19 protein-coding genes are annotated in these 18,754 nt (G+C 48.0%); 11 read left to right on the forward strand and 8 right to left on the reverse strand.

Annotation, left to right across the window (positions count from 1 at the left end):
* The 3 genes from AC0QH1_RS26310 to AC0QH1_RS26320 all read left to right on the forward strand — a co-directional run.
* On the forward strand, positions 1–194 hold a 194-nt coding region (locus AC0QH1_RS26310), incomplete at its 5' end, for a hypothetical protein (RefSeq protein WP_324634420.1).
* A gap of 257 nt (positions 195–451) precedes the next feature.
* On the forward strand, positions 452–1,018 hold the full coding sequence (locus tag AC0QH1_RS26315; protein ID WP_324634421.1) for an S-layer homology domain-containing protein: 567 nt from the start codon (positions 452–454) through the stop codon (positions 1,016–1,018).
* A gap of 138 nt (positions 1,019–1,156) precedes the next feature.
* Positions 1,157–1,447, forward strand: a complete 291-nt coding sequence (locus AC0QH1_RS26320; protein WP_324634422.1) for a cupin domain-containing protein — start codon at positions 1,157–1,159, stop codon at positions 1,445–1,447.
* A 93-nt stretch (positions 1,448–1,540) separates the two neighbouring features.
* Here the strand turns inward: AC0QH1_RS26320 and AC0QH1_RS26325 are convergent, their stop codons facing one another.
* The 4 genes from AC0QH1_RS26325 to AC0QH1_RS26340 all read right to left on the reverse strand — a co-directional run bounded on the left by AC0QH1_RS26325 (position 1,541) and on the right by AC0QH1_RS26340 (position 4,593).
* Positions 1,541–2,254, reverse strand: coding sequence for a biliverdin-producing heme oxygenase (locus AC0QH1_RS26325; protein ID WP_324634423.1), 714 nt, complete (start codon positions 2,252–2,254; stop codon positions 1,541–1,543).
* Positions 2,255–2,505: 251 nt separating this feature from the next.
* The gene (locus tag AC0QH1_RS26330; RefSeq protein ID WP_324634424.1) at positions 2,506–2,802 is read right to left on the reverse strand and encodes a type II toxin-antitoxin system RelE/ParE family toxin; all 297 of its coding nucleotides are present in this window, start codon (positions 2,800–2,802) and stop codon (positions 2,506–2,508) included.
* Positions 2,799–3,050, reverse strand: a complete 252-nt coding sequence (locus AC0QH1_RS26335; protein ID WP_324634438.1) for a ribbon-helix-helix domain-containing protein — start codon at positions 3,048–3,050, stop codon at positions 2,799–2,801. The genes AC0QH1_RS26330 and AC0QH1_RS26335 overlap by 4 nt, the downstream gene beginning before the upstream one ends.
* A 193-nt stretch (positions 3,051–3,243) precedes the next feature.
* Positions 3,244–4,593 (reverse strand): helix-turn-helix domain-containing protein, encoded by a 1,350-nt coding sequence (locus tag AC0QH1_RS26340; RefSeq protein ID WP_324634425.1) that lies wholly within the window; start codon positions 4,591–4,593, stop codon positions 3,244–3,246.
* Between the two features lie 244 nt (positions 4,594–4,837).
* On the opposite strand from AC0QH1_RS26340, the gene AC0QH1_RS26345 reads away from it, so the two are divergent.
* The 6 genes from AC0QH1_RS26345 to AC0QH1_RS26370 all read left to right on the forward strand — a co-directional run bounded on the left by AC0QH1_RS26345 (position 4,838) and on the right by AC0QH1_RS26370 (position 11,573).
* On the forward strand, positions 4,838–5,719 hold the full coding sequence (locus AC0QH1_RS26345) for a GTPase family protein (protein ID WP_324634426.1): 882 nt from the start codon (positions 4,838–4,840) through the stop codon (positions 5,717–5,719).
* Between the two features lie 48 nt (positions 5,720–5,767).
* Complete coding sequence (locus tag AC0QH1_RS26350; protein WP_324634427.1) at positions 5,768–6,064, forward strand: hypothetical protein; 297 nt, start codon at positions 5,768–5,770, stop codon at positions 6,062–6,064.
* A gap of 473 nt (positions 6,065–6,537) precedes the next feature.
* Positions 6,538–6,861, forward strand: coding sequence for a hypothetical protein (locus AC0QH1_RS26355; RefSeq protein WP_324634428.1), 324 nt, complete (start codon positions 6,538–6,540; stop codon positions 6,859–6,861).
* A 648-nt stretch (positions 6,862–7,509) separates the two neighbouring features.
* Positions 7,510–7,806: a glutaredoxin family protein gene (locus tag AC0QH1_RS26360; protein WP_324634429.1), complete on the forward strand. Its 297-nt coding sequence runs from the start codon at positions 7,510–7,512 to the stop codon at positions 7,804–7,806.
* 150 nt (positions 7,807–7,956) lie between these two features.
* On the forward strand, positions 7,957–9,462 hold the full coding sequence (locus AC0QH1_RS26365; RefSeq protein WP_324634430.1) for a UDP-N-acetylmuramoyl-L-alanyl-D-glutamate--2,6-diaminopimelate ligase: 1,506 nt from the start codon (positions 7,957–7,959) through the stop codon (positions 9,460–9,462).
* A gap of 383 nt (positions 9,463–9,845) precedes the next feature.
* Complete coding sequence (locus AC0QH1_RS26370) at positions 9,846–11,573, forward strand: DICT sensory domain-containing protein (RefSeq protein WP_324634431.1); 1,728 nt, start codon at positions 9,846–9,848, stop codon at positions 11,571–11,573.
* A gap of 240 nt (positions 11,574–11,813) precedes the next feature.
* On the opposite strand, the gene AC0QH1_RS26375 is transcribed toward AC0QH1_RS26370, so the two are convergent.
* Positions 11,814–13,580, reverse strand: coding sequence for a sensor histidine kinase (locus AC0QH1_RS26375; protein ID WP_324634432.1), 1,767 nt, complete (start codon positions 13,578–13,580; stop codon positions 11,814–11,816).
* Between the two features lie 360 nt (positions 13,581–13,940).
* Between AC0QH1_RS26375 and AC0QH1_RS26380 the strand changes: the two genes are divergently transcribed.
* Positions 13,941–15,338, forward strand: a complete 1,398-nt coding sequence (locus tag AC0QH1_RS26380) for a TldD/PmbA family protein (RefSeq protein ID WP_324634433.1) — start codon at positions 13,941–13,943, stop codon at positions 15,336–15,338.
* 146 nt (positions 15,339–15,484) lie between these two features.
* Here AC0QH1_RS26380 and AC0QH1_RS26385 read toward each other — a convergent pair whose 3' ends face one another.
* The 3 genes from AC0QH1_RS26385 to AC0QH1_RS26395 form a co-directional block, all read right to left on the reverse strand.
* The gene (locus tag AC0QH1_RS26385) at positions 15,485–16,948 is read right to left on the reverse strand and encodes a hypothetical protein (RefSeq protein ID WP_324634434.1); all 1,464 of its coding nucleotides are present in this window, start codon (positions 16,946–16,948) and stop codon (positions 15,485–15,487) included.
* 43 nt (positions 16,949–16,991) lie between these two features.
* Positions 16,992–17,600: a dephospho-CoA kinase gene (gene coaE, locus AC0QH1_RS26390; RefSeq protein WP_324634435.1), complete on the reverse strand. Its 609-nt coding sequence runs from the start codon at positions 17,598–17,600 to the stop codon at positions 16,992–16,994.
* A 191-nt stretch (positions 17,601–17,791) separates the two neighbouring features.
* Positions 17,792–18,427 (reverse strand): S-layer homology domain-containing protein, encoded by a 636-nt coding sequence (locus tag AC0QH1_RS26395; protein ID WP_324634436.1) that lies wholly within the window; start codon positions 18,425–18,427, stop codon positions 17,792–17,794.
* A gap of 101 nt (positions 18,428–18,528) precedes the next feature.
* Here AC0QH1_RS26395 and AC0QH1_RS26400 point away from each other — a divergent pair, with 101 nt between their 5' ends.
* On the forward strand, positions 18,529–18,738 hold the full coding sequence (locus AC0QH1_RS26400; RefSeq protein WP_324634437.1) for a hypothetical protein: 210 nt from the start codon (positions 18,529–18,531) through the stop codon (positions 18,736–18,738).
* Positions 18,739–18,754: the final 16 nt, after the last annotated feature.

Here is an 18,754-nt window from a genome sequence, read left to right on the forward strand (position 1 = left end):
AACTCTCCACTGTAGGGATGGAAAAAAACTGTACCGCTAACCGGAATAGTTTTTTTGGCCACCAGCGCCCTATCGGTAAAAAAACTGTACCGCTAACCGGAATAGTTTTTTCCCGCCAGTCCTACCCTCCACTGCAGGAACGGCATAACTGTTGTAAAATCGCCACGGTTGTAGAGGTGCTTGCCCTGGAATGACAGAAACCGCTGCCGATCGCATCAATCTGAGAAACGCTATCGTTACGATGGGCATTACCCATCCGACAGGGGAATAAGTGAGCAATCCCCTCGCGCCTAGGATGGGAGAAAAAATTTTTACCTGAAAAAGGATAACTCCGGAGAGGTGGAGGAGTTCGCCGTATTTCCTAATCGATATCTGCGATCGCCTCTCTTCCCTGGGATGGCGAGGGGCAATCGCGGTTCGATTCAACGTTTTTCTATCCTTTCCCCCAACTATGACGCAAGCTCAAGCTATCTCCAAAACCATCGAACGAGTTCTGAATGCAGGTCTGATGAGTAATAAATCCGATGGCGATTTTCATCCGGAAGCGATTGTGACTCGGGCAGAACTGGCGAGCATTTTAGCCAAAACTTTCAAATTAGAGAAGCGAAATACAGCGGCGAAAGAAGACATTGAAGTGAAAGATGTCAGTCGCGATCGCAGCGATTATTCTGCCATTCAACTGGTGCTGAAAACCGGGGTAATGAGCGGTTATCGCGAAGGAATGTTTTTCCCCCACCAAAAAGTCAATCGTGCGGAAGGATTTGCGATTTTCGCACAAGCATATGGCGTGTTTCAGTTTTCCGAGGATACGGTGGCCGAAATTTTAGGACAATATCCTGATGCGGGAGAAGTTCCAGACTGGGCCAAAAAAGCGATCGCCACTGCATTGCAAGAAGGATTTGTAAATACGGATGTTTATTTGCAAATCCTCCCGTTAAATCCCATGACGCGCACCGATATGGCGTTTGCTTTGAGTCAATATCTAGACAAACAACAGCAAGCGAGTTTTTCGCAATAGTCACAGGTTTGTGAAGCTGCGATCGCCCGTTTGTTTCCTACAGGGGTACGGCAATGTCGTACCCCTTTGTTTGTGGCGCAAGCAGATGATAAGATAGCTGAAAAATCACCACCCACGAACGACAACATAGGAGGCAGAATGGCAACCGAACAAGTGACGTCCATTCAGATCGAACGTCAACCCAGTGCGGAACGCCTGGAAGCTTTAGGGGTTTATAATTGGCCCATTTGGTCGAAGTCAGCTTCGGAATTTCCCTGGACCTATGACGAATCGGAAACTTGTTATTTCTTAGCCGGCGATGTGGTGGTCACGCCAGAAGGTGGCGAAGCGGTAGAAATGGGGAAAGGGGATTTGGTGACGTTTCCGGCGGGAATGTCTTGCACCTGGAAGATTCGCAGCGAGGTTCGCAAGCATTACTCCTTCGGATAGGCGATCGCCAAACTCAGGTATCCACCATCGACTATCCACAATAATCAAAGAAAGCAAATAGCCGATGGCTGATACCTGAGCCCTGGATCGAGTTTATTCGGCGGTTGCCAATTCGGTGCTACCGCGAGTGCGGCGGCGGGTCAGAGTATTAAAGAGCATCTGACCGATCGCTTTAATCAAGCTGCCTTCGAGTTCCATGAACATCTTCATGTTCAACCCGAACGCATCATTGGCTTCCTGCACAATGCGATCGGCAGTGGCATCATCGATGGGCAACTCATCCATTGCCTGACGATACTTGGCTTTAAATGCCTTTTCGTCGGCAATATCCTTGAACTCGTAGAAGGCAGTGCCTCCATCGGTTAAATTCATCCCCCGTTGGGCGATGCCTTTGAGGATTTGACCCCCCGACAAGTCACCCAGGTAGCGGGTGTAGGAGTGCCCCACCAGCAGTTCCGGTGCAGTTTCCGACACTTCCCGGATCCGCTGCACGTAAGCTTCACCTGCCGGAGTTGGAGCCACTTCCTCCTGCCAATTATTGCCGTAGTAGTAGGCTAAATCTTGCTCTAAACTCGCCTTGCGGTTCAGTTCGGGATAGTAAATTTTCGACAGGATCGGATGATTCCGGTGGCGTTCCATCTCCTCTTCCATCGCCGAATAGACGAAGTAGAGGTTGCCCACCAGCTTCCGGTAAGAGTTTTTCTCGACGGTTCCTTTTAAGAAGCACTTGATAAAACCGACGTTTTCTGCCATTGTATGGGACTTTTTGGTGCCCTCACGCAGTTTTGTTGCTAAATTGCTACTCATTCGCTGTTTTACTTACCCACTTTCAGATGTACGCCGACCCTATCCGCTTCTGGATAAGGCCAAAAAAATACCCACTACTTCGTTACCTTAAAATGAATTGATGAGAATTTGTATTAAGATTTTTAAAGATTTTTCCAGACTCCTCCCAGACAGTTCCCAAGGCAGATGGAGCCTTGTTTCCGTTACATCCGCGATCGCAGCGAATTCCCGGGAACCACAGGCAAACTTTCTTAAGTAACAATGCTTATTCCTCATCCTCCCACTGGAAAATACCCCGCCAATCCCGATATCCACTCACCACCCGCACCACCTCTATCCCATCCGGGATTTCTCGATAAAATTAGGTAATTGTCCACCGGGAAACTCCGTAACGGCGGATTGAGTTGCTCCCATCGGCGTCCCATCTTGGGAAAGTCTGCCAGTCGTTGACATTGCTGTTTCATCTTCTCCCGGAGTCGCCTTGCTGCAGCGGGATTATTGCCCATCACGTACTGGTTAATCTCTCGCAAGTCCAGTCTTGCTTGGGGGGAAATAATATATCGACTCATTTTACGGCTTCCGAAGCTTGTGTCATTTGAGCTTCAAGGCGCTGACTTTCCGCCTCAAGTTCGGCAAAAACTGTTTCTCCATCAATGCCTTCCCCGCGATCGAGTGATTCGATTTCCGCAGTGATTTTCTCCTGTAACTCCGCTAATTTTTCCCGATAAAGAGTTTCGCGCGCTTCGAGCAACTGTAGCGCCGCCGCCACCACTTCTTCTTCCGAAGCATATCTGCCACGGTTGATGGTGGCGCGAATAAATTCTTGCTGTTTGGGGGGTTAGGGAAATTTCTATAAACCGTTTTCTGTGCTAGGCGATCGCGTTTATTTTATCATGTTTTTGGTCATTGGTTATGTGGTAACAGGTCATGTGGTAACAGGTCATGTGGTAAGAGGACAAATGACCAATGACTAATGACAAAGAACCAATGACTAATGACTAATGAACCCCTTAATTTTTGTCGCAAATTCTAATATATTCGCGAATCAACTGAGAACAATCGAACAAACTCTTTTCCCCTTCTATGCGTTTGAGTAAATGACGCCTGGTTAAAGATTGCAGTCCATTAATCATATCCATCAGCGGCATCTCTAATCTTTCTCTTAACTCTTCCCTGGAAAGGGGACAATCCGAGTGGGCTATTTGGCAAATAATCTGTTGCTCTATCGGTGACAATCGAGCAAATGTCTCATTGAATCTGCCTTTCATGTCAGCGGTTAAAAGCAGAGTGTTCTCCGCCAAAAAATCCGATACTTTCCCCGAAAATATATCGGCGATCGCACTGGCCACATCTTGTAAGTAAACCGGATTTCCTTCATAAATTTTTATCAAGGTTGGCCAACTCCGCTTATCTTTTAATCCCCGATTGCTGAGAATCCGGGAGCTTTTCAAGCCTTTGACTTCTAGCATTTGCACTGGAACGCCCTCGTCATCCACCCCAACTCTCATTTCTTGGCATTGCTCTTGAGCGATTAAGATTAAACTGCTTTGATGCTCAATTTCTGTCATTTTTTCAAAAAGGGTTTGGTAGTTTTTATAAGTTGATTTGTATTGCCCTGCCAATTCCCCATTCATAAATAATTCTTGCACATCATCCAGGATTAGCAAGCATTTTTGCTGGCGGAAAATAGCAAAGAGTTGAGTTAAGTGGGTGGCCGATAAAATGGTTTCGGTATGAGTTAGGATTAAAACATCAGCGATAATGCTATCTAAAGAGGGAGAGAGTTTGATGTTTTTCCAGACGACTACATTAAAATGTTGCAGATTCAGGTCAATCCACTGTTTGACAAGAGTGGTTTTACCAATTCCCGGGGTTCCGACCACTGAAATGAGACGAGTCTTTTGATGAATTAACCAATGGGAAAGCGTTTGCAACTCAGTGGTGCGATCGCAGCAATTCCTGATTTTTGGGGCGAGGATTAAATCGTGAATTGCAGCGTTTTGAGGCGGTTGATTGTCATCCCTCACAGATTCCCGCTTATCGGGTTGAGGAGGAGGGTTACACAGACTAACATTACCATTGACCAATCCAAAAAATTGAGAATTTATTGCTCTCTCAATTGTCCAGCAAAAATTAGATTTGGTTACCTTTTCATCTAATCCTTGCGATAAGACCTTACATAACTTGCGACTAACATCGCCGATATAGTTTTTATCGTATCCAAATTCCTCAGCAATGTTATTGTAAGTTTGACCTTGCCACAGACCTTGAACTACAGCTTTTTCCAAGTCGTTGAGGTGTTTACCGGTTTGCTTCGCCACTAACCGATCCACAACCTGTAACACTTCTGCGATCGTCATAGAGCTTAGGTGGGGTAAGGGTTGTAGCCATTATAGCTTAACAGCGATCGACAAAATCAGGTTTTTTCTGGTCTTTCCTTAACATTCCGTTACAAAACTACCGATAAAATCGGTTTTTTTATGTTGCCCGATTCAGACAGGGAATTTAGGATAGGAGGAGATTTAAGTTAAAGGGAAAAACATTATGCATGAGTTACGGGATTTGCTCGCGGGGTTAGCCAGAGACATTAGAGGCGATCGAAAAATGTCAGAGGAGGACTTTGAGAAAATCTCTCAGCAAGTTGAAGCCGGGGTAGACAATGAGCCCCCTCCTCGTTTCGCATTTATTGGTGAATGTGGAGTGGGAAAATCCTCTACGCTTAATGCACTATTTAATGCAGGATTAGAAGTCAGTCATATCGAAGCTTGCACGCAAACGGTGAAAGGAGTGGAGGTTTTTTGCAGTCAAGTAGACGGGGTTAAAGGAGGCTTAGTTGCTTATGATATGCCTGGATTGGGCGAGAGTCAATTAAAACAGAGAGAACATATTAAACTTTATGAAGAAGTGCTGAAAGATGTGGATGTTGCTTTGTGGATTTTAGATGCACAGAATCGGGCGATCGCATCTGTCCAGCAATATTTGCAAACGGAATTGCAAGCTATTCATCCTCAACTTTTGGAACGGATGGTAATCGCGTTAAATAAGGTGGATTTAGTTTATCCTGGTGCAACCGATTGGATTGATAGTGCTAATTTACCCAGCGAGCAACAGGAAAAAAACATCCACGGAAGAGTCAAAGATGTTAACAAAAGAATTCGGGAAGTCTTACCTCATTGGAAAGGAAGAATCGTAGGCTATTCTGCTTATCGCCGCTACAACTTACCTCAACTCTTTAATGCCATGATGGATGCTGTACCTAGGAAAAGAAAATGGGTCGTTGCCTCTCGTAAAGCATTAGCTGATTTTCGGGAATTAGTCGATCCTCAGCTACTGCCCCCAGAAAAAAGACCACAAAGAGCAATCCATCAACAGCCTCAACCTGAAAAAATTTCAGATATGCTTGCTAATATGCCTCCTGACGAATATGCTAAATTTGCTACAGATCGAAGGGCATTTTTAGCATGGTTACGGCAAAAAGGACTGTAAGTCACGATTCAAGCACGATCGACTGTATTGTATTACTGAGGTCAAACAATGACATACGTTCCCGATCGAAATCATATTCCTCCGGATACTGCAGAGAAAATCCGAGCGAGGCTTCGAGAAAGAATGAATCAAAAACTCGCCGAAATGGACGAGTATGAACTGAGTATTTTAGACAAATCAGAAAAAGACTTTCGAGACTTTATTGCCGACTTATTCAAATCAATTGCCGCCATTTTTGGTTATACTGTCGGCGTAGTGATTGGAACTACTTCAGAAATAGTAGACGGCGTAAAATCAGGCTGGGAAAGTGGGTATAAGACAGGGCGTAGAAAAAGGGACACTTAACTCTAAAGCGAAATCCCTCCACCGCCTCAAGCGGCAAAAATTTCAGCAATGGCTGCTAAGCTAGTACGCAAATTATTGTACATATTTACTGGGGGGGGAATTGAATCCTCGGGAGAGCTGTTCCCAGGGTGAACCCTGGGAACGAGGGCAACGGAATCCTGCAAATTATTTGGCACAAGTGCTTAGTATGAATTCAGAATAATTTGCAAAAATTGCTGTAAATCAAAAGGTATTTTTACTGTTTTAAAAGCAAGTAAATAATTTCACAGGCGATTTTTATATTCAATAAAAATTCTTTTTTAAACTGCTATTAAAATTGCATTTCGGGATAGAATTAATATTTATATTCATCAGTTATGAGGAAGTTACGCTTAGCAAATCAGCCAATATTTATTGCTTTTTAACGTATTGAAATCGGTTTTAAATTGTGTTTTTCAAATTGCCAGACTAAAAAGATTATAATTTGTTAACGAATGATGAGTGAATGGATGGCCTTGTTTTTTCCTAAATGTCCCAGTTGTGGTAAACAATGGGGCACAACCAATCATAGAAACTGTTTGTTAAATGGGGAAATTCTAGTGGAGCCTTATAAAAAACAGGTAAAATGTGAACTATGCGGAGAGCAATGGCAGATTCTCAATAGCAAATTTTACTGTTCTTGTGGATATCAATTTTACTCTTCTGAAGTAGAAGATGCAATGTCCACTCATCAATTATTAAAACATCGCTTACTGCAAAAAATAGAAGATATTAATGATTATAAAAAAATATTACATAAAATCAAAACAATCTTTTAGAGACTGGGCTTACGATATTAGTTACGAAATAGGTTTACTATTAGGTAGCACCGTCCCCCAAGCACAATATTTAATTTTTAATTTATTTGAAACCTGGCGATTGTAAAGTGTTTTTTTACATTAAGCAAATAAAGGTCTAAGTGATTTTCATTTGACTGCCAATACCTCTATACCGTCGTTCCTAAATGATGGTTTCATAAATCGGCTGAACCTCCACCCAAATCAGGTTTATTTCAGCGTTCGCCTCATCTGTAGTAGGATGCTTAATTTACCTGACTTAACCCGCATCGAGTAGCGCCTTATGAAACGCCGAGCGCTTGGCAGTTTCTTCTCGATTCCCTAGCTACATTTGAATCCGGCGATCGCTCAGTTCTAGTTCTTCGATTTCAAGCATCTCAAGCGAATCGACAATTTGCTTTAAGCGAATACATGTCATTTTTGCATGCCGATAGAATAAAGTATTTGTTGTCATCATTTGTCCCGGGTGATTCCGCCCCGGTTATGGCTCAACTGGCCCGGAGAGTAGTTGAGCTTTCACCCGCTTGCATCCAAGTCCGCAGAATAGGGTCAGATAGGGGAAGCGCTGTAGAAAGCCGGGGGGGAACTTTCGCGATAAGATAGCATTGCTGAGATTGAGAAAACCCAACCATGCGATTAATTTTGTACGGGAAACCGGGGTGCCACTTATGCGAGGGATTGCGAGAGAAGCTCGAACAGATTGAAGAGTTGGACTTCGAGTTAGAACTCAGAGACATCACCACCAAGGAAGAGTGGTGGATGGCGTATCAGTATGAAGTGCCGGTGCTGTGTCGAGGGGGGACTGGGGGTGCAGGGGATCTGGAGGGAGAGAAAGAAGAGAAGCTTCCGCGACCCTCGCCGCGTGCCTCAGTGGAGCAGGTGAAGCAAATGCTACAAAAATATTATCCAAAAAATGCTTCACAATAGGCGAATTAAATCCCAAAGCGAAAGGCAAGGAGAGGTGGAACCAACTGGCGCGAAATCCTCCGGAAAGAGGGTTTAGAGCCTTGTTAACCAACCACATCAAGCCCGATCGCCCAAATCAACCACCCCTATTGTGAACAGAGGAATCGACAGATGAAGCTCAGAGAATTATTAGCCAGCGTTGCGAAACCGTTACAGATGCCCAGGGAAGACGCCCTAGACATGGAAGTAACGGGTTTGAGTACCAATTCTCATGGGTGCAAACCTGGGGATTTATTTATTGGGATGCCCGGGACCCGGGTAGACGGGGGGGACTTTTGGCCTTCGGCGATCGCTGCAGGGGCAGTGGCGGCGTTAGTCACTCCCGAAGCGGCGGAAAAACAGCATCCGCAGCAACCGGCCAATTCCGTGGTAATTCCCGTTGCCGATATGACCCAAGCTTGTGCCGCAGTAGCTCAGACTTTTTACGGCGAACCGGCCAAACAGCTCGATTTAGTGGGCGTCACCGGCACCAACGGCAAAACCACCACCACCCATTTAGTGGAATTTTTGCTCAACCGCGCCCAACGGCCCACCGCCTTGTTTGGCACCCTATACGCCCGCTGGCCCGGATACGAACGAGTGGCAACCCATACCACGCCATTTTCCGTAGAACTCAACGCCCAATTAGCCGCAGCAGTAAAAGCGGGGTGCAAACATGGGGTAATGGAAGTCAGTTCCCACTCTTTAGCCCAGAGACGGGTGCTGGGACTGCCCTTTGAGGTGGGGATTTTTACCAATTTAACCCAGGACCATTTAGATTTTCACCGGGATATGGAAGATTACTTCCAGGCAAAGGCGCTGCTGTTTAGCCCGGAGTATTTAAAAGGGCGGGCGGTGATTAATCTCGACGATGAGTATGGCAAGCGATTAATCGAGCAGTTAAATGCCGATCGCCTCTGGAGTTACAGCACCAGCAATTCCAGCGCCGATTTGTGGACCTCTGATATCACCTATGAATCTGCCGGCGTGAAAGGCATCTTGCACGCCCCGATGGGAGAGGCAGAATTTTCCTTACCCTTAGTCGGACAATACAATTTGGCAAACATGCTTGCGGCGGTGGGTGCGGCCCTGCATTTCGGGATAGAATTGTCCCAGATTGTGGCCGGATTGCCCGAATTTCCCGGCGTACCGGGCCGGATGGAGCGGGCGATCGCCGATCCAAAGCAAGATATTAGCGCGATCGTGGATTACGCCCATACCCCGGATAGTTTGGCCAACGTGCTACAAGCGACGCGACCTTTCGTCAAAAATCAGTTAATTTGCGTATTTGGCTGTGGGGGCGATCGCGACCGCACTAAGCGCCCGATCATGGGGAAAATTGCCGCCGAATTGGCCGATAAAGCCATCGTCACCTCGGACAATCCGCGTACCGAAGACCCGGAGCAAATTTTGCAAGATATTTTGCAGGGAATTCCGGAAGGGACAAATCCGCAAGTCATCAGCGATCGCGCCGAAGCCATTCGCACGGCAATTCTGGAAGCGCAACCGGGAGATGGCGTGGTAATTGCCGGCAAAGGACACGAAGACTATCAAATTCTCGGGACGGAAAAAATCCACTTTGACGACCGAGAACAAGCCCTCGCCGCCCTCGCAGAACGTCTCGCTAATTTAGGTTAAAACATCCCCCGTAGGGGGCAAAGCATTTTCCCGCCCCCTATCGGTTGCGCGTCGGTCAAATGATGAATCTCCAATCCAATTCCCGAAACGATAAAATTAAAGTAATCCTTCTGCGGCAAAAATTTTCCCCGCATTTCCCACGCCGAGGGAAAAAGCCGAAGGGGTTCCTCAAAATGGGGCACTCTAGCTACCGATCCATGCTGTCTGTACTCGCTTTCCTACAGGCGGGACTGAAGGCGATCGCGTTACACTGGTGGGATCTACTAGGCTGGCAGAACCAGAATAGGAAAACCCGAGTTGGGGAACCCGCAAGTCATTTGCCAGTTGGCACAGCCATCAGGGTACACATCGGAGTGTCCTCTTGTATGAAAGAGTCTTAAGTGATGAATCCATCAACAACTCAGGATGTGTCTCTCTATGATTGCGCCCTCAGCGCGATCGCGCCACCGCACCCTTTACAAGTGTCTCAGGACACACTCAAGGGCAGCATCGGTGCGCTCATGGACTTGCTCATCGAGCAAAAGATTCCGGCTACCCTATGGATCAGACTCCCGCAATGGTGGGAGTGGCCCGCGCAAATCGAACGCTATCGCGAATGGGTGGGAAGTTCTGACCCGCTTTACATTTTTAAGTCGGGTCCGGAGACGGAAGCGGAATTTTCGACCCCCGGTGATTTGGAGCGATCGCATCCCGAACAAATCTCAGGGCCTCCTTACCGTCACCGAGTTAGTCCAGACGAACCCCCGGCATCGAGAGACATTACCCGAACTCGCAGGCAGAAAAACAGACGTCAGCGAGAAGAACGTCAGAAACCCGAGAAATCCCTCTGTGGAATTGAAGATAATTCCCTGATTAGCGATGAGGGGGAATTTTTGGTGCCGGCAAAAACTCCCTCCCCGGTATGCGAAATTCAGCTAGCGGCGCACAGCAAACTACAACAGGAATATTTTCTGTTGGTGCTATCGGCTAAATTTTGCGCCATGATTCTGGCGCATCAACCGCGATCGGTGTTTCCGGAGGAAGGGGATGAAGAGCATTACCCACGGGCGTCGCACCGCAAGCGCCCCCTGCTGTCCCTCTATTCTTTCGACCCCCAGACGATTCAATTAGTCCTCGATGGACTCAAACCAGCGGTGAGTTTGGGTCGTTGTCTTCGCTTCCAGTCCGATAACGAGTCGGAGGCGATCGCCACTCAGGGGGGGACAATTTGCGAGAGTCTGCTCGATACCTGGGATGCGCGGTTTGGTTCGGTGAAGGTACCGCCTCCAGATCCGGTGCTGTTGGGCCATTTGTTGAGCAAACAAATTCAACACCAAGAGCAACAGTTGCATAATGAGGCTCGAGACGAAGAACTCGAACTTTTGCAACACCAAAACGAAGAATTGCTCGATACCCTGCGCTTTAAAGACGAATTCCTCAACAAAATCGGTCAGGAGTTGCGGATGCCTTTAACCAACATGAAAACCGCACTCAGTTTGCTCGACTCCCCCAAACTCAAACCCGCCCAACGGGCACGCTATAGTGCTTTATTGCATCAGTCTTGCCAGCGGCAAAATTCCCTGATCGATGGGTTTTTAGAACTGGTGCGCCTGCAAAGCGAAATCGACCTGACTCGCATGCAGGAAATTCATCTCGGGGATTTGGTTCCGGGTATCGTCACTACTTATCAACCCTTAGCGCAAGAAAAAGGTCTGGTACTCGCCTACACCCTTCGCAGTAATCTGCCGCCGGTTTTGGGTGCTACGGAATGGCTGAAAAAAATTCTGATCGAGCTGCTGCATAATGCGATTAAATTCACTCCCGCCGGGGGTGAAGTTTGGGTGCGCGCTAAACAACAAGGCGATTACGTACAACTTGACGTTCGCGATACCGGGGTGGGTGTTCCGGCGTCGGAAATTCCAAAAATATTTGAGGCATTTTATCGCGGACGGCAAGCAATTAATGAAGATATGGAAGGTGCGGGATTGGGGTTGACTGTGGTGCAACAATTGCTCCTGCACAGTGGCGGTTCGATCGCAGTTAAAAGTCGCGTCGGTCGCGGTTCTATCTTTAAAGTTCTCTTGCCTATTTATGAAGATACTGACCCGCTATGGCCGGAAGATGAGGAGTGAAACAAACGGTAAAGGGGACAGTCGATCGCCGTTCTAATAGCGGTGAGTCATCATTAACTTTTTTCTAGGTTTCCCCAACAGAGACAATGACAGATTTAGCTTGGATGCGTCATCTCTAACGCAATCTATGCGATTACCGAACGGTTAAACTTTAATTGTAACGCTTTTTTCGGAAATTGTAAAGACGCGACATGTCGCGTCTCTACAAAACTTTCCAGGATTAACGTTACCCTTGCTATTTCACCCACTTTTGCTGGTTTCTCCCCGCAGTTCTAACGGTAGAAAAATGGTCAATACTTGACCTTGTTGGGGTCGGTTGCGGACGATGAGTTTGCCTCCGATCGCTTGGAACAGATTTTTGGTGACACTCAGATTTAGACTCAAATTGCCGGTTTCTGGCTGAAACATCAACATCTGACCGATGGATTTCAAGGTCTGCTGGGTGGAAGTGGTCTGGGCGGGGGTGAAAACTCCGGGCTGTTTGGAGTGCAGTTCTACTTTCAACTGATGACCGGCAAGCACTACCTCGACTCGCACGTTACTTCCGGCGGGTAAGGTGGAGGTAAAGTTTTCGATCGCCCCGGTTAAAACGCGATCGAGCAGGGACGGATCGCTGACCACTGGCGGCATTTTGGGCGGGACGATCGCATCGAGGGTCAGGTTGCGTCGGGTGGCTTGTTTTTGCCACCGGGGAATGCAGCTATTAAACACCTGGGTCAAGGAGGTAGATGTTAGATGCACCGGCTTTTTCGCATCGCTGGCGGTTTCTAATTCTACGGCGCGGAAAATCAACCCAAAGCGATCGATTTGCTCGCTACATTCGCGATCGATGGCTTCTAAACGTTTGATGACATCTGCATCTAAATTGCGCCGTTTGAGTAATAGTTTGGTCAGGGTGCGAATGGTGGCTAATGGGGTGCGGACTTCATGGGCGATCGCTTGCAACAATTCCACATCTAAGGCGGGAGATTGATTTCTAACTCCTTTCTGGTTGGAACTTCGCAGTTCGTCTAGTCGTTCGTTTAACGGGGTTCTAGTACCATGCACTGATGAAGTGCTGGCTGTCTCGGTTTGGCGATTTTGACCCGCGTCTTTCCCCGGGATTTCTATGACATCACCTCGGTTTTCATTGCACTTCAGGTGCGGGCGAATTGTGGCCACAGAAGTCTCGTTTTCGGTGGTGACCAGAATATCCATCGCGCCTGCAGACCATGCCCGGGGATTGGCATGTTGAGGCAAGGGGTGAATGATGCTGGATACCTCAGTTGTAGCGGGTTGGTGGAATTTCGGCGCATCCACCAGGGGGTCTTCCAGGTGCCAGGGTTCTGGCAGGCGATCGAGCAGTTGTCGCGTAAAATCACAGACGGTTTGGTAATGGGGCTCGCGGGGTGCAAACTGCTCGAAATCCCGATCCAAGGCAGCAATTGCTCCCTTATCCTTCAGGGGCAATACGCGCGATCGCAAGGCTTGCCACACCAGATGAATCGCCTGCGGATCGAAGGAAAACTGAAACGCCGGCTCTCCGGAAGCGTCGGATCCATTCACCATCGCCAGACTAAACCCAGAAGTGAGTACCAAACAAAATTGTTCCTCGGCTAAGGGGTCTCCAGACATTAACGGCAAAACGGTGGGTGCTGAGGTGGCGCTACACTCGCCCGAGGTGGGCAACAATTGCGAAGGCAACCATCCGCCCCGCTGTTGCGGCGCGCTCAATGTCCAAGTGGAAAAATTCTCTAGCAATCCGGGCTGACTCAACATCGGCACCGGACCGCAGACCACCAAGCCGTTGATTTCTCCCACCAGCAACTCATTCAATGCCGCGATCGCGCCATACCAGTGGCGATCGGCTCGCACCTGTTTGTGCCAAATCTCCCTACGGTGGCGCTTGTCATTCCCTGCGTCTTGCCCTACCTCATTGTCCCGGTTTGCCTGACTCTGGCACCGGCTATTCTGCGGCGAGCATTGGGTCAAAACCTCACTAATCGTTGGTAATAGCCAATTGTACATTAAAATATACCCCCTTTAATCTCTGGGCGAACGGTGAATGATATAATTTTCAATAATCAATCCACAAGGCAAAAATAGAAAATTCTCGTTTAACCCTTGACGCTTCTAATGCCGGGTTATAACTCTATTTCTAGCCTATCGGGAGATGGGAAATCAATAAATTCGTAGAACCGAACAAACAAGTCGCAATCTCCGCTAATTGTACCCAGATCCAATGCCTAGCGGTTCGGCGATCGCTTCTGGTCGCAGGGGATGGGGCATGAATCGGCACTCTTGTCATGGTCTCGGGCAAAATTGAATCCCTAAACTCCATCTCTGATGCACAATAAAAGCAGTTGCATTGGAAAGGTTTGCCAAAACATGTCTCAATTGCTTGCGGATGCCAAAAACCTACTGTCTGACCTGATTGCACGCTATTGTGCCCGGGTGGACTATCTCGCCATTCGCTTGGAAGAAGCGGAAGGGACGGATATCTTTTTGCGTGCGGACAAGATCGAAACCCTCAGCGAAGGGGTTTCGATTGGGGGACAGGTACGGGCGTGTTATAAAGGCGGCTGGGGCTTTGCCAGCTTTAACCAGCTCTCGGGACTTGCCGAACGGATCGAAGAAGCGATCGCGGCGGCGCGATTAGTGGGGAATGAAGAAACCCTCCTCGCCCCGATTACGCCCATACAAGCCATTTCCCAGTTAGCCCTCGCCGGCACTGACCCCCGACAGGTTCCTTTATCCCACAAAAAAGCATTATGCGATCGCTACACTGAAATCCTCCGCAGTGTGGATAACCGCATCACTACTACTTCGGTTCGCTACAGCGACAGCGCCCAGCGCATCCTCCTGTTTACCTCCGAAGGTACCATCCTGGAACAGTCTTGGGTGGATATGGAAATGCGATTTGCTGCTACCGCCCGCAACGGCGAAACCGTACAAACCGGTCGGGAAACCACTGGTTCGCGCAAAGCGTATGAAGATTTAACCTATCTCGATGCTCAAGTGCGTGGGGCGGCACAAAGAGCTGTGGATGCCCTCTCCCTTCCTCCCGTGAAAGGCAACACCTACACGGTGGTGATTGACCCCATTCTCACCGGTCTGTTCGTTCACGAAGCCTTTGGGCATCTCTCGGAAGCAGATATGGCCTATGAAAATCCCGATGTGCTTGAAGTGATGAGTCTGGGCCGCCGTTTCGGTCCGCCAGAACTGCAAATCTATGATGGTGCTTCGCCCCAAGGGCATCGCGGTAGCTACCAATATGACGATGAAGGTACCCCCGCTACCACCACTCAGTTAATTCAAGATGGGGTACTGGTGGGACGCCTACACTCGCGCGAAACGGCGGGCAAACTCGGCGAACAACCCACCGGCAATGCTCGCTGTCTCAATTACCACTATCCCCCCCTGGTGCGAATGACCAATACTTGGATCGAGCGCGGTAAAACGCCGGTGAACGAGTTATTTTCCGGGATTAAAGACGGGGTTTACGCTCGCAATTGGCTCGGCGGAATGACTAATGGCGAAATGTTTACCTTTAGCGCCGGCGAAGCTTGGATGATTAAAAATGGTGAATTAGCCGAACCGGTACGCGATGTCACTCTCTCGGGCAATGTGTTTAGTACCTTGGCGGATATCGAAGCGATCGGCGATGACTTTTATTGGGATGAATCCGGCGGTTGCGGGAAAGGCGGACAAAATGGTTTGCCCGTGGGCTGTGGCGGTCCGAGTCTGCGAATTCGCAATGTGGTGGTCGGCGGCGAATCGGCCTAAAAAATTCCTGAAAATGAAGACTTGAAAATTGATAATTTCTCGCATTTAATTTTCAGTAAGCCATTAGGTTAGTTATTCTGCCTGGAAATTGGTGGGAATGCGGTAGAGACGCGATTCCGAAGCGTCTCTACGAGCATGATTTTTTTCTAGGCTTCGTTTTTCTTTCTAACTTCTGAATAAATGGAGTTGTTTTCCGCCTCTTCGTCGAGTTTCTGAACTTCTTCTAGGGTGGCTTCTGGGTCGGTTTGGGTGGTTTTGACCACGTAGTTTAATTTCACTTCTTCTAGCAAATCTCCAAGGAGGGCTTCGAGCTCTTCTAGGGTTTCTTTATCACGCAAGGCTTGCCGAAATGCGGCATTAAATTGTTCGGTGAGGCTATCGAAGAGTTCTCGTCCTTTCACATCGGCGTAGGAGGAGGCCAAAACGCTGACGGTGGTATCGGCGAGATTGCTGGCGAGTTGTTCGAGGACTTCGGCGGGAAGATGTCCCACGCCGGGAATTTGTTGCAGGCGTTGATAAAAACTGGAGTCTTTAAAGGCTCCTTGAATGCTATAATGAAGTAATGCTTCGAGTTCGGGTTGAATGTTTGGCAAAACTTTATAGATGGTTAATTCGAGCAGGCGATCGCTAATCACCTCCACTTCATTAACTGGGTTGACTTCTATATAAGAAGAACTCGGATATAATAGGGATTCTGCTACCTCACCTTCGGCGATGGATTCTTGGGCTTGATTGATGACGCGCACCATGACAAATTGAGACAGGCGATCGGCTAAGTTGGCGGCGGGTTCGTGGGTCATTTGCACCAATATTCTCTTAAAATTAACTAACCCACTTTGTTGCAGGCGCACGGTGACGGGCAGAACGCGCAACCACCGCCAAAAAGGAAGAAATAAAAATATATCGTACCACCGTCTCAACATGGCATCAAACCAGTTTAAATCCGGATTGCGGCGATAGCGGAAAAAGGTTCGCACGAGAAATTCTACCCCGAACAAGCAAATAAAGAAAATATCAAGCCGCCAAAATTCATCCACAAATTGGCCGTAGTCGTCTACTAAACGAAAATAATTGGTGGAAATTAATGGGGCAATTTGACTGTTAAAAAATTCCAGTTCGCTTTCCCAATCTGTGGCAAATAAATATTCGGAACTCCAAAAGGTTTGAAAGGCTTCTCGCGCATATTCACTGCCTATGTGTTGCTGCATCCGCCGTTGAACTTTCGCGAAGGTGCCGAATTTGCCAGAAGCCATAAAGGGGTTTTCATCCAACATGGTCTGACTTTGAATGCTTAAGGAAGTGAGTAAATCCTCCACTTTGGGCGCGGTGAGTTCGTTTTGCGGCTGATGCAGTTCGGCAGTTAATTTATCGGCGGTTTTTAAGTATCTTTCCGTGTCGGGATGCGGTTCGATGCCTTTGATGGGGTCGTACACCACCACCAAACTGGGAAAGTGTCGCAAGTAAAAATCTCTTGCGGGAATATAGCTGAGGTTGAACAGTCCTAAAAGTAAGTTAATGACTGCAAGAATTGCAATCAGTTTTTTAATCCAGACAATGGGTCCGTAGGTGTTTTTTTCGGCGGGAGTGCTACTGGATGTGGTTGCTTGCATTTTCAAGACAAATTTAACGCCTTGCGCTTTTTCTGGGGAAACGCTACATCTGCTTATTATCGCCGAAAGTTGTCACGGCTGCATCTATCTGCTGGATGAGCTGCTCTCGGGTGGCGGAGTTATCGAGCACCACATCGGCCCGATCGCGTTTGGTCTCGATGGACATTTGACTGTGGATGCGCGCTTGCGCTTGTTCGGCGCTGAGGGCGTCTCGTTGCATCAGTCGCGATCGCTGCTGTTGCGGGGTGCAGTACACTACCCAAATTTCTGTGGCTAAATCGGTCATGTTGGCTTCAAATAACAGCGGGACATCCAGTACCACGATCGCGTCGTCTGTATTGTGGGCATCTTCCTCCAGGCGATCGCGCACGTAAGGGTGAATCTGTTCCTCTAGCCACTGCTTTTCTTCCGGATTTTTAAAGATAATTTCTCCCAGCTTTTTTCGCTTTAGAGTTCCATCCTCCTGCAGCATTTCCCCGCCGTAGCGTTCTGCAATCCGCTTTAATATCTCCGACCCCTTTTCTACCGCTTGGCGCGCGTAAACATCAGCATCGAATACTGAAATTTTATGCCGCTTTTTCAGATAGTTAGACACGGTACTTTTCCCGGTGGCAATTCCTCCGGTTAATCCAACAATTCGGCGATTAGTCATTGGTCACTGGTCATTGGTCATTGGTCACTGGTCATTAGTCACTGGTCACTGGTCACTGGTCACTGGTCACTGGTCACTGGTCAATTGTCATGTAGTAACAGGTCATTAGTAATTGGACAAAGGACAAAGAACAAATGACAAATGACCAAGGACAAATGACCAATGACAAATGACCAATGACCAATGACAAATTACATGGGTAGGTCGGGGATTGTGCCGGGGTTTTCTTGTTTGGCTAAATAGCGACTTAAACTGTAAGCGATATCGGCTCTTGTCATGGGTTCTAAGGGAGAAAGGGAGTTGTTTGGTCTGACATTGACCAATCCTTCAAAGAGGGCGGTAGCCATTGCTTGTCTGGCCCAATCGGGAATTTCAGCCGCATCGGGGTATTGGGATAAAATACTGGAAACATCTGCTTCATCGAATAGCAATACGCCAAATGCTTGGGCAAAAATGGCAAATCCTTCGGCGCGAGTTACGGGGCGATCGGGATAAAACATGCCGTCGCGATATCCACTCATAATGCCGGTTTCGAGGACGATCGCGATATCGTTGTAGGCCCAATGGGAGGGGGGAACATCGGTAATGGCAACTGGGGGGTTTTGTTGGGTGTCTCGCTTTTCTAGTTGAAAGGTTTTCACCACAATGGCGGCGAGTTCGGCGCGCATCACTTTCCTTTCGGGATGAAATTGTCCGTCGGGATAGTTACTCATCAATCCCGCATCGAGCGCTTGTTGAATGGGATTGACGGGCGTTTGCGCCTGTAGGATATTTGGGAAGGTTTGTAACAGTAAGGTTAAAGAAAAAAGACTGACAAGTTTTCGCATGATTCTGCTGACTCCAAATCAGAAATAGCGGCGATGAGTGGGAGAGGGAATAATACACTGGTTGCTTTTGACTCCCAAATTATCTAACGGGTTTCAAGGAAATGCAAGGTCAAATCCGCCCCCAGCAGGGGATTGAAGGGGCGATCGCCAATTTTTATCCGCCACAGATTCCCGCCGTACCCACCGGATCGTCGCCGGATCCCAAACTTCCCTCCTGGGGCGGTGAGCAATTTTGCGGAAGTTGGACTATATTGATACTCCCCGCGCTGAAGACGCGGGGATTCTTAAGCAGTCCAAAACTGAACTCTTAAAGGCATTATCAAAGTG

It is taken from the genome of Phormidium sp. CCY1219, from assembly GCF_055795085.1.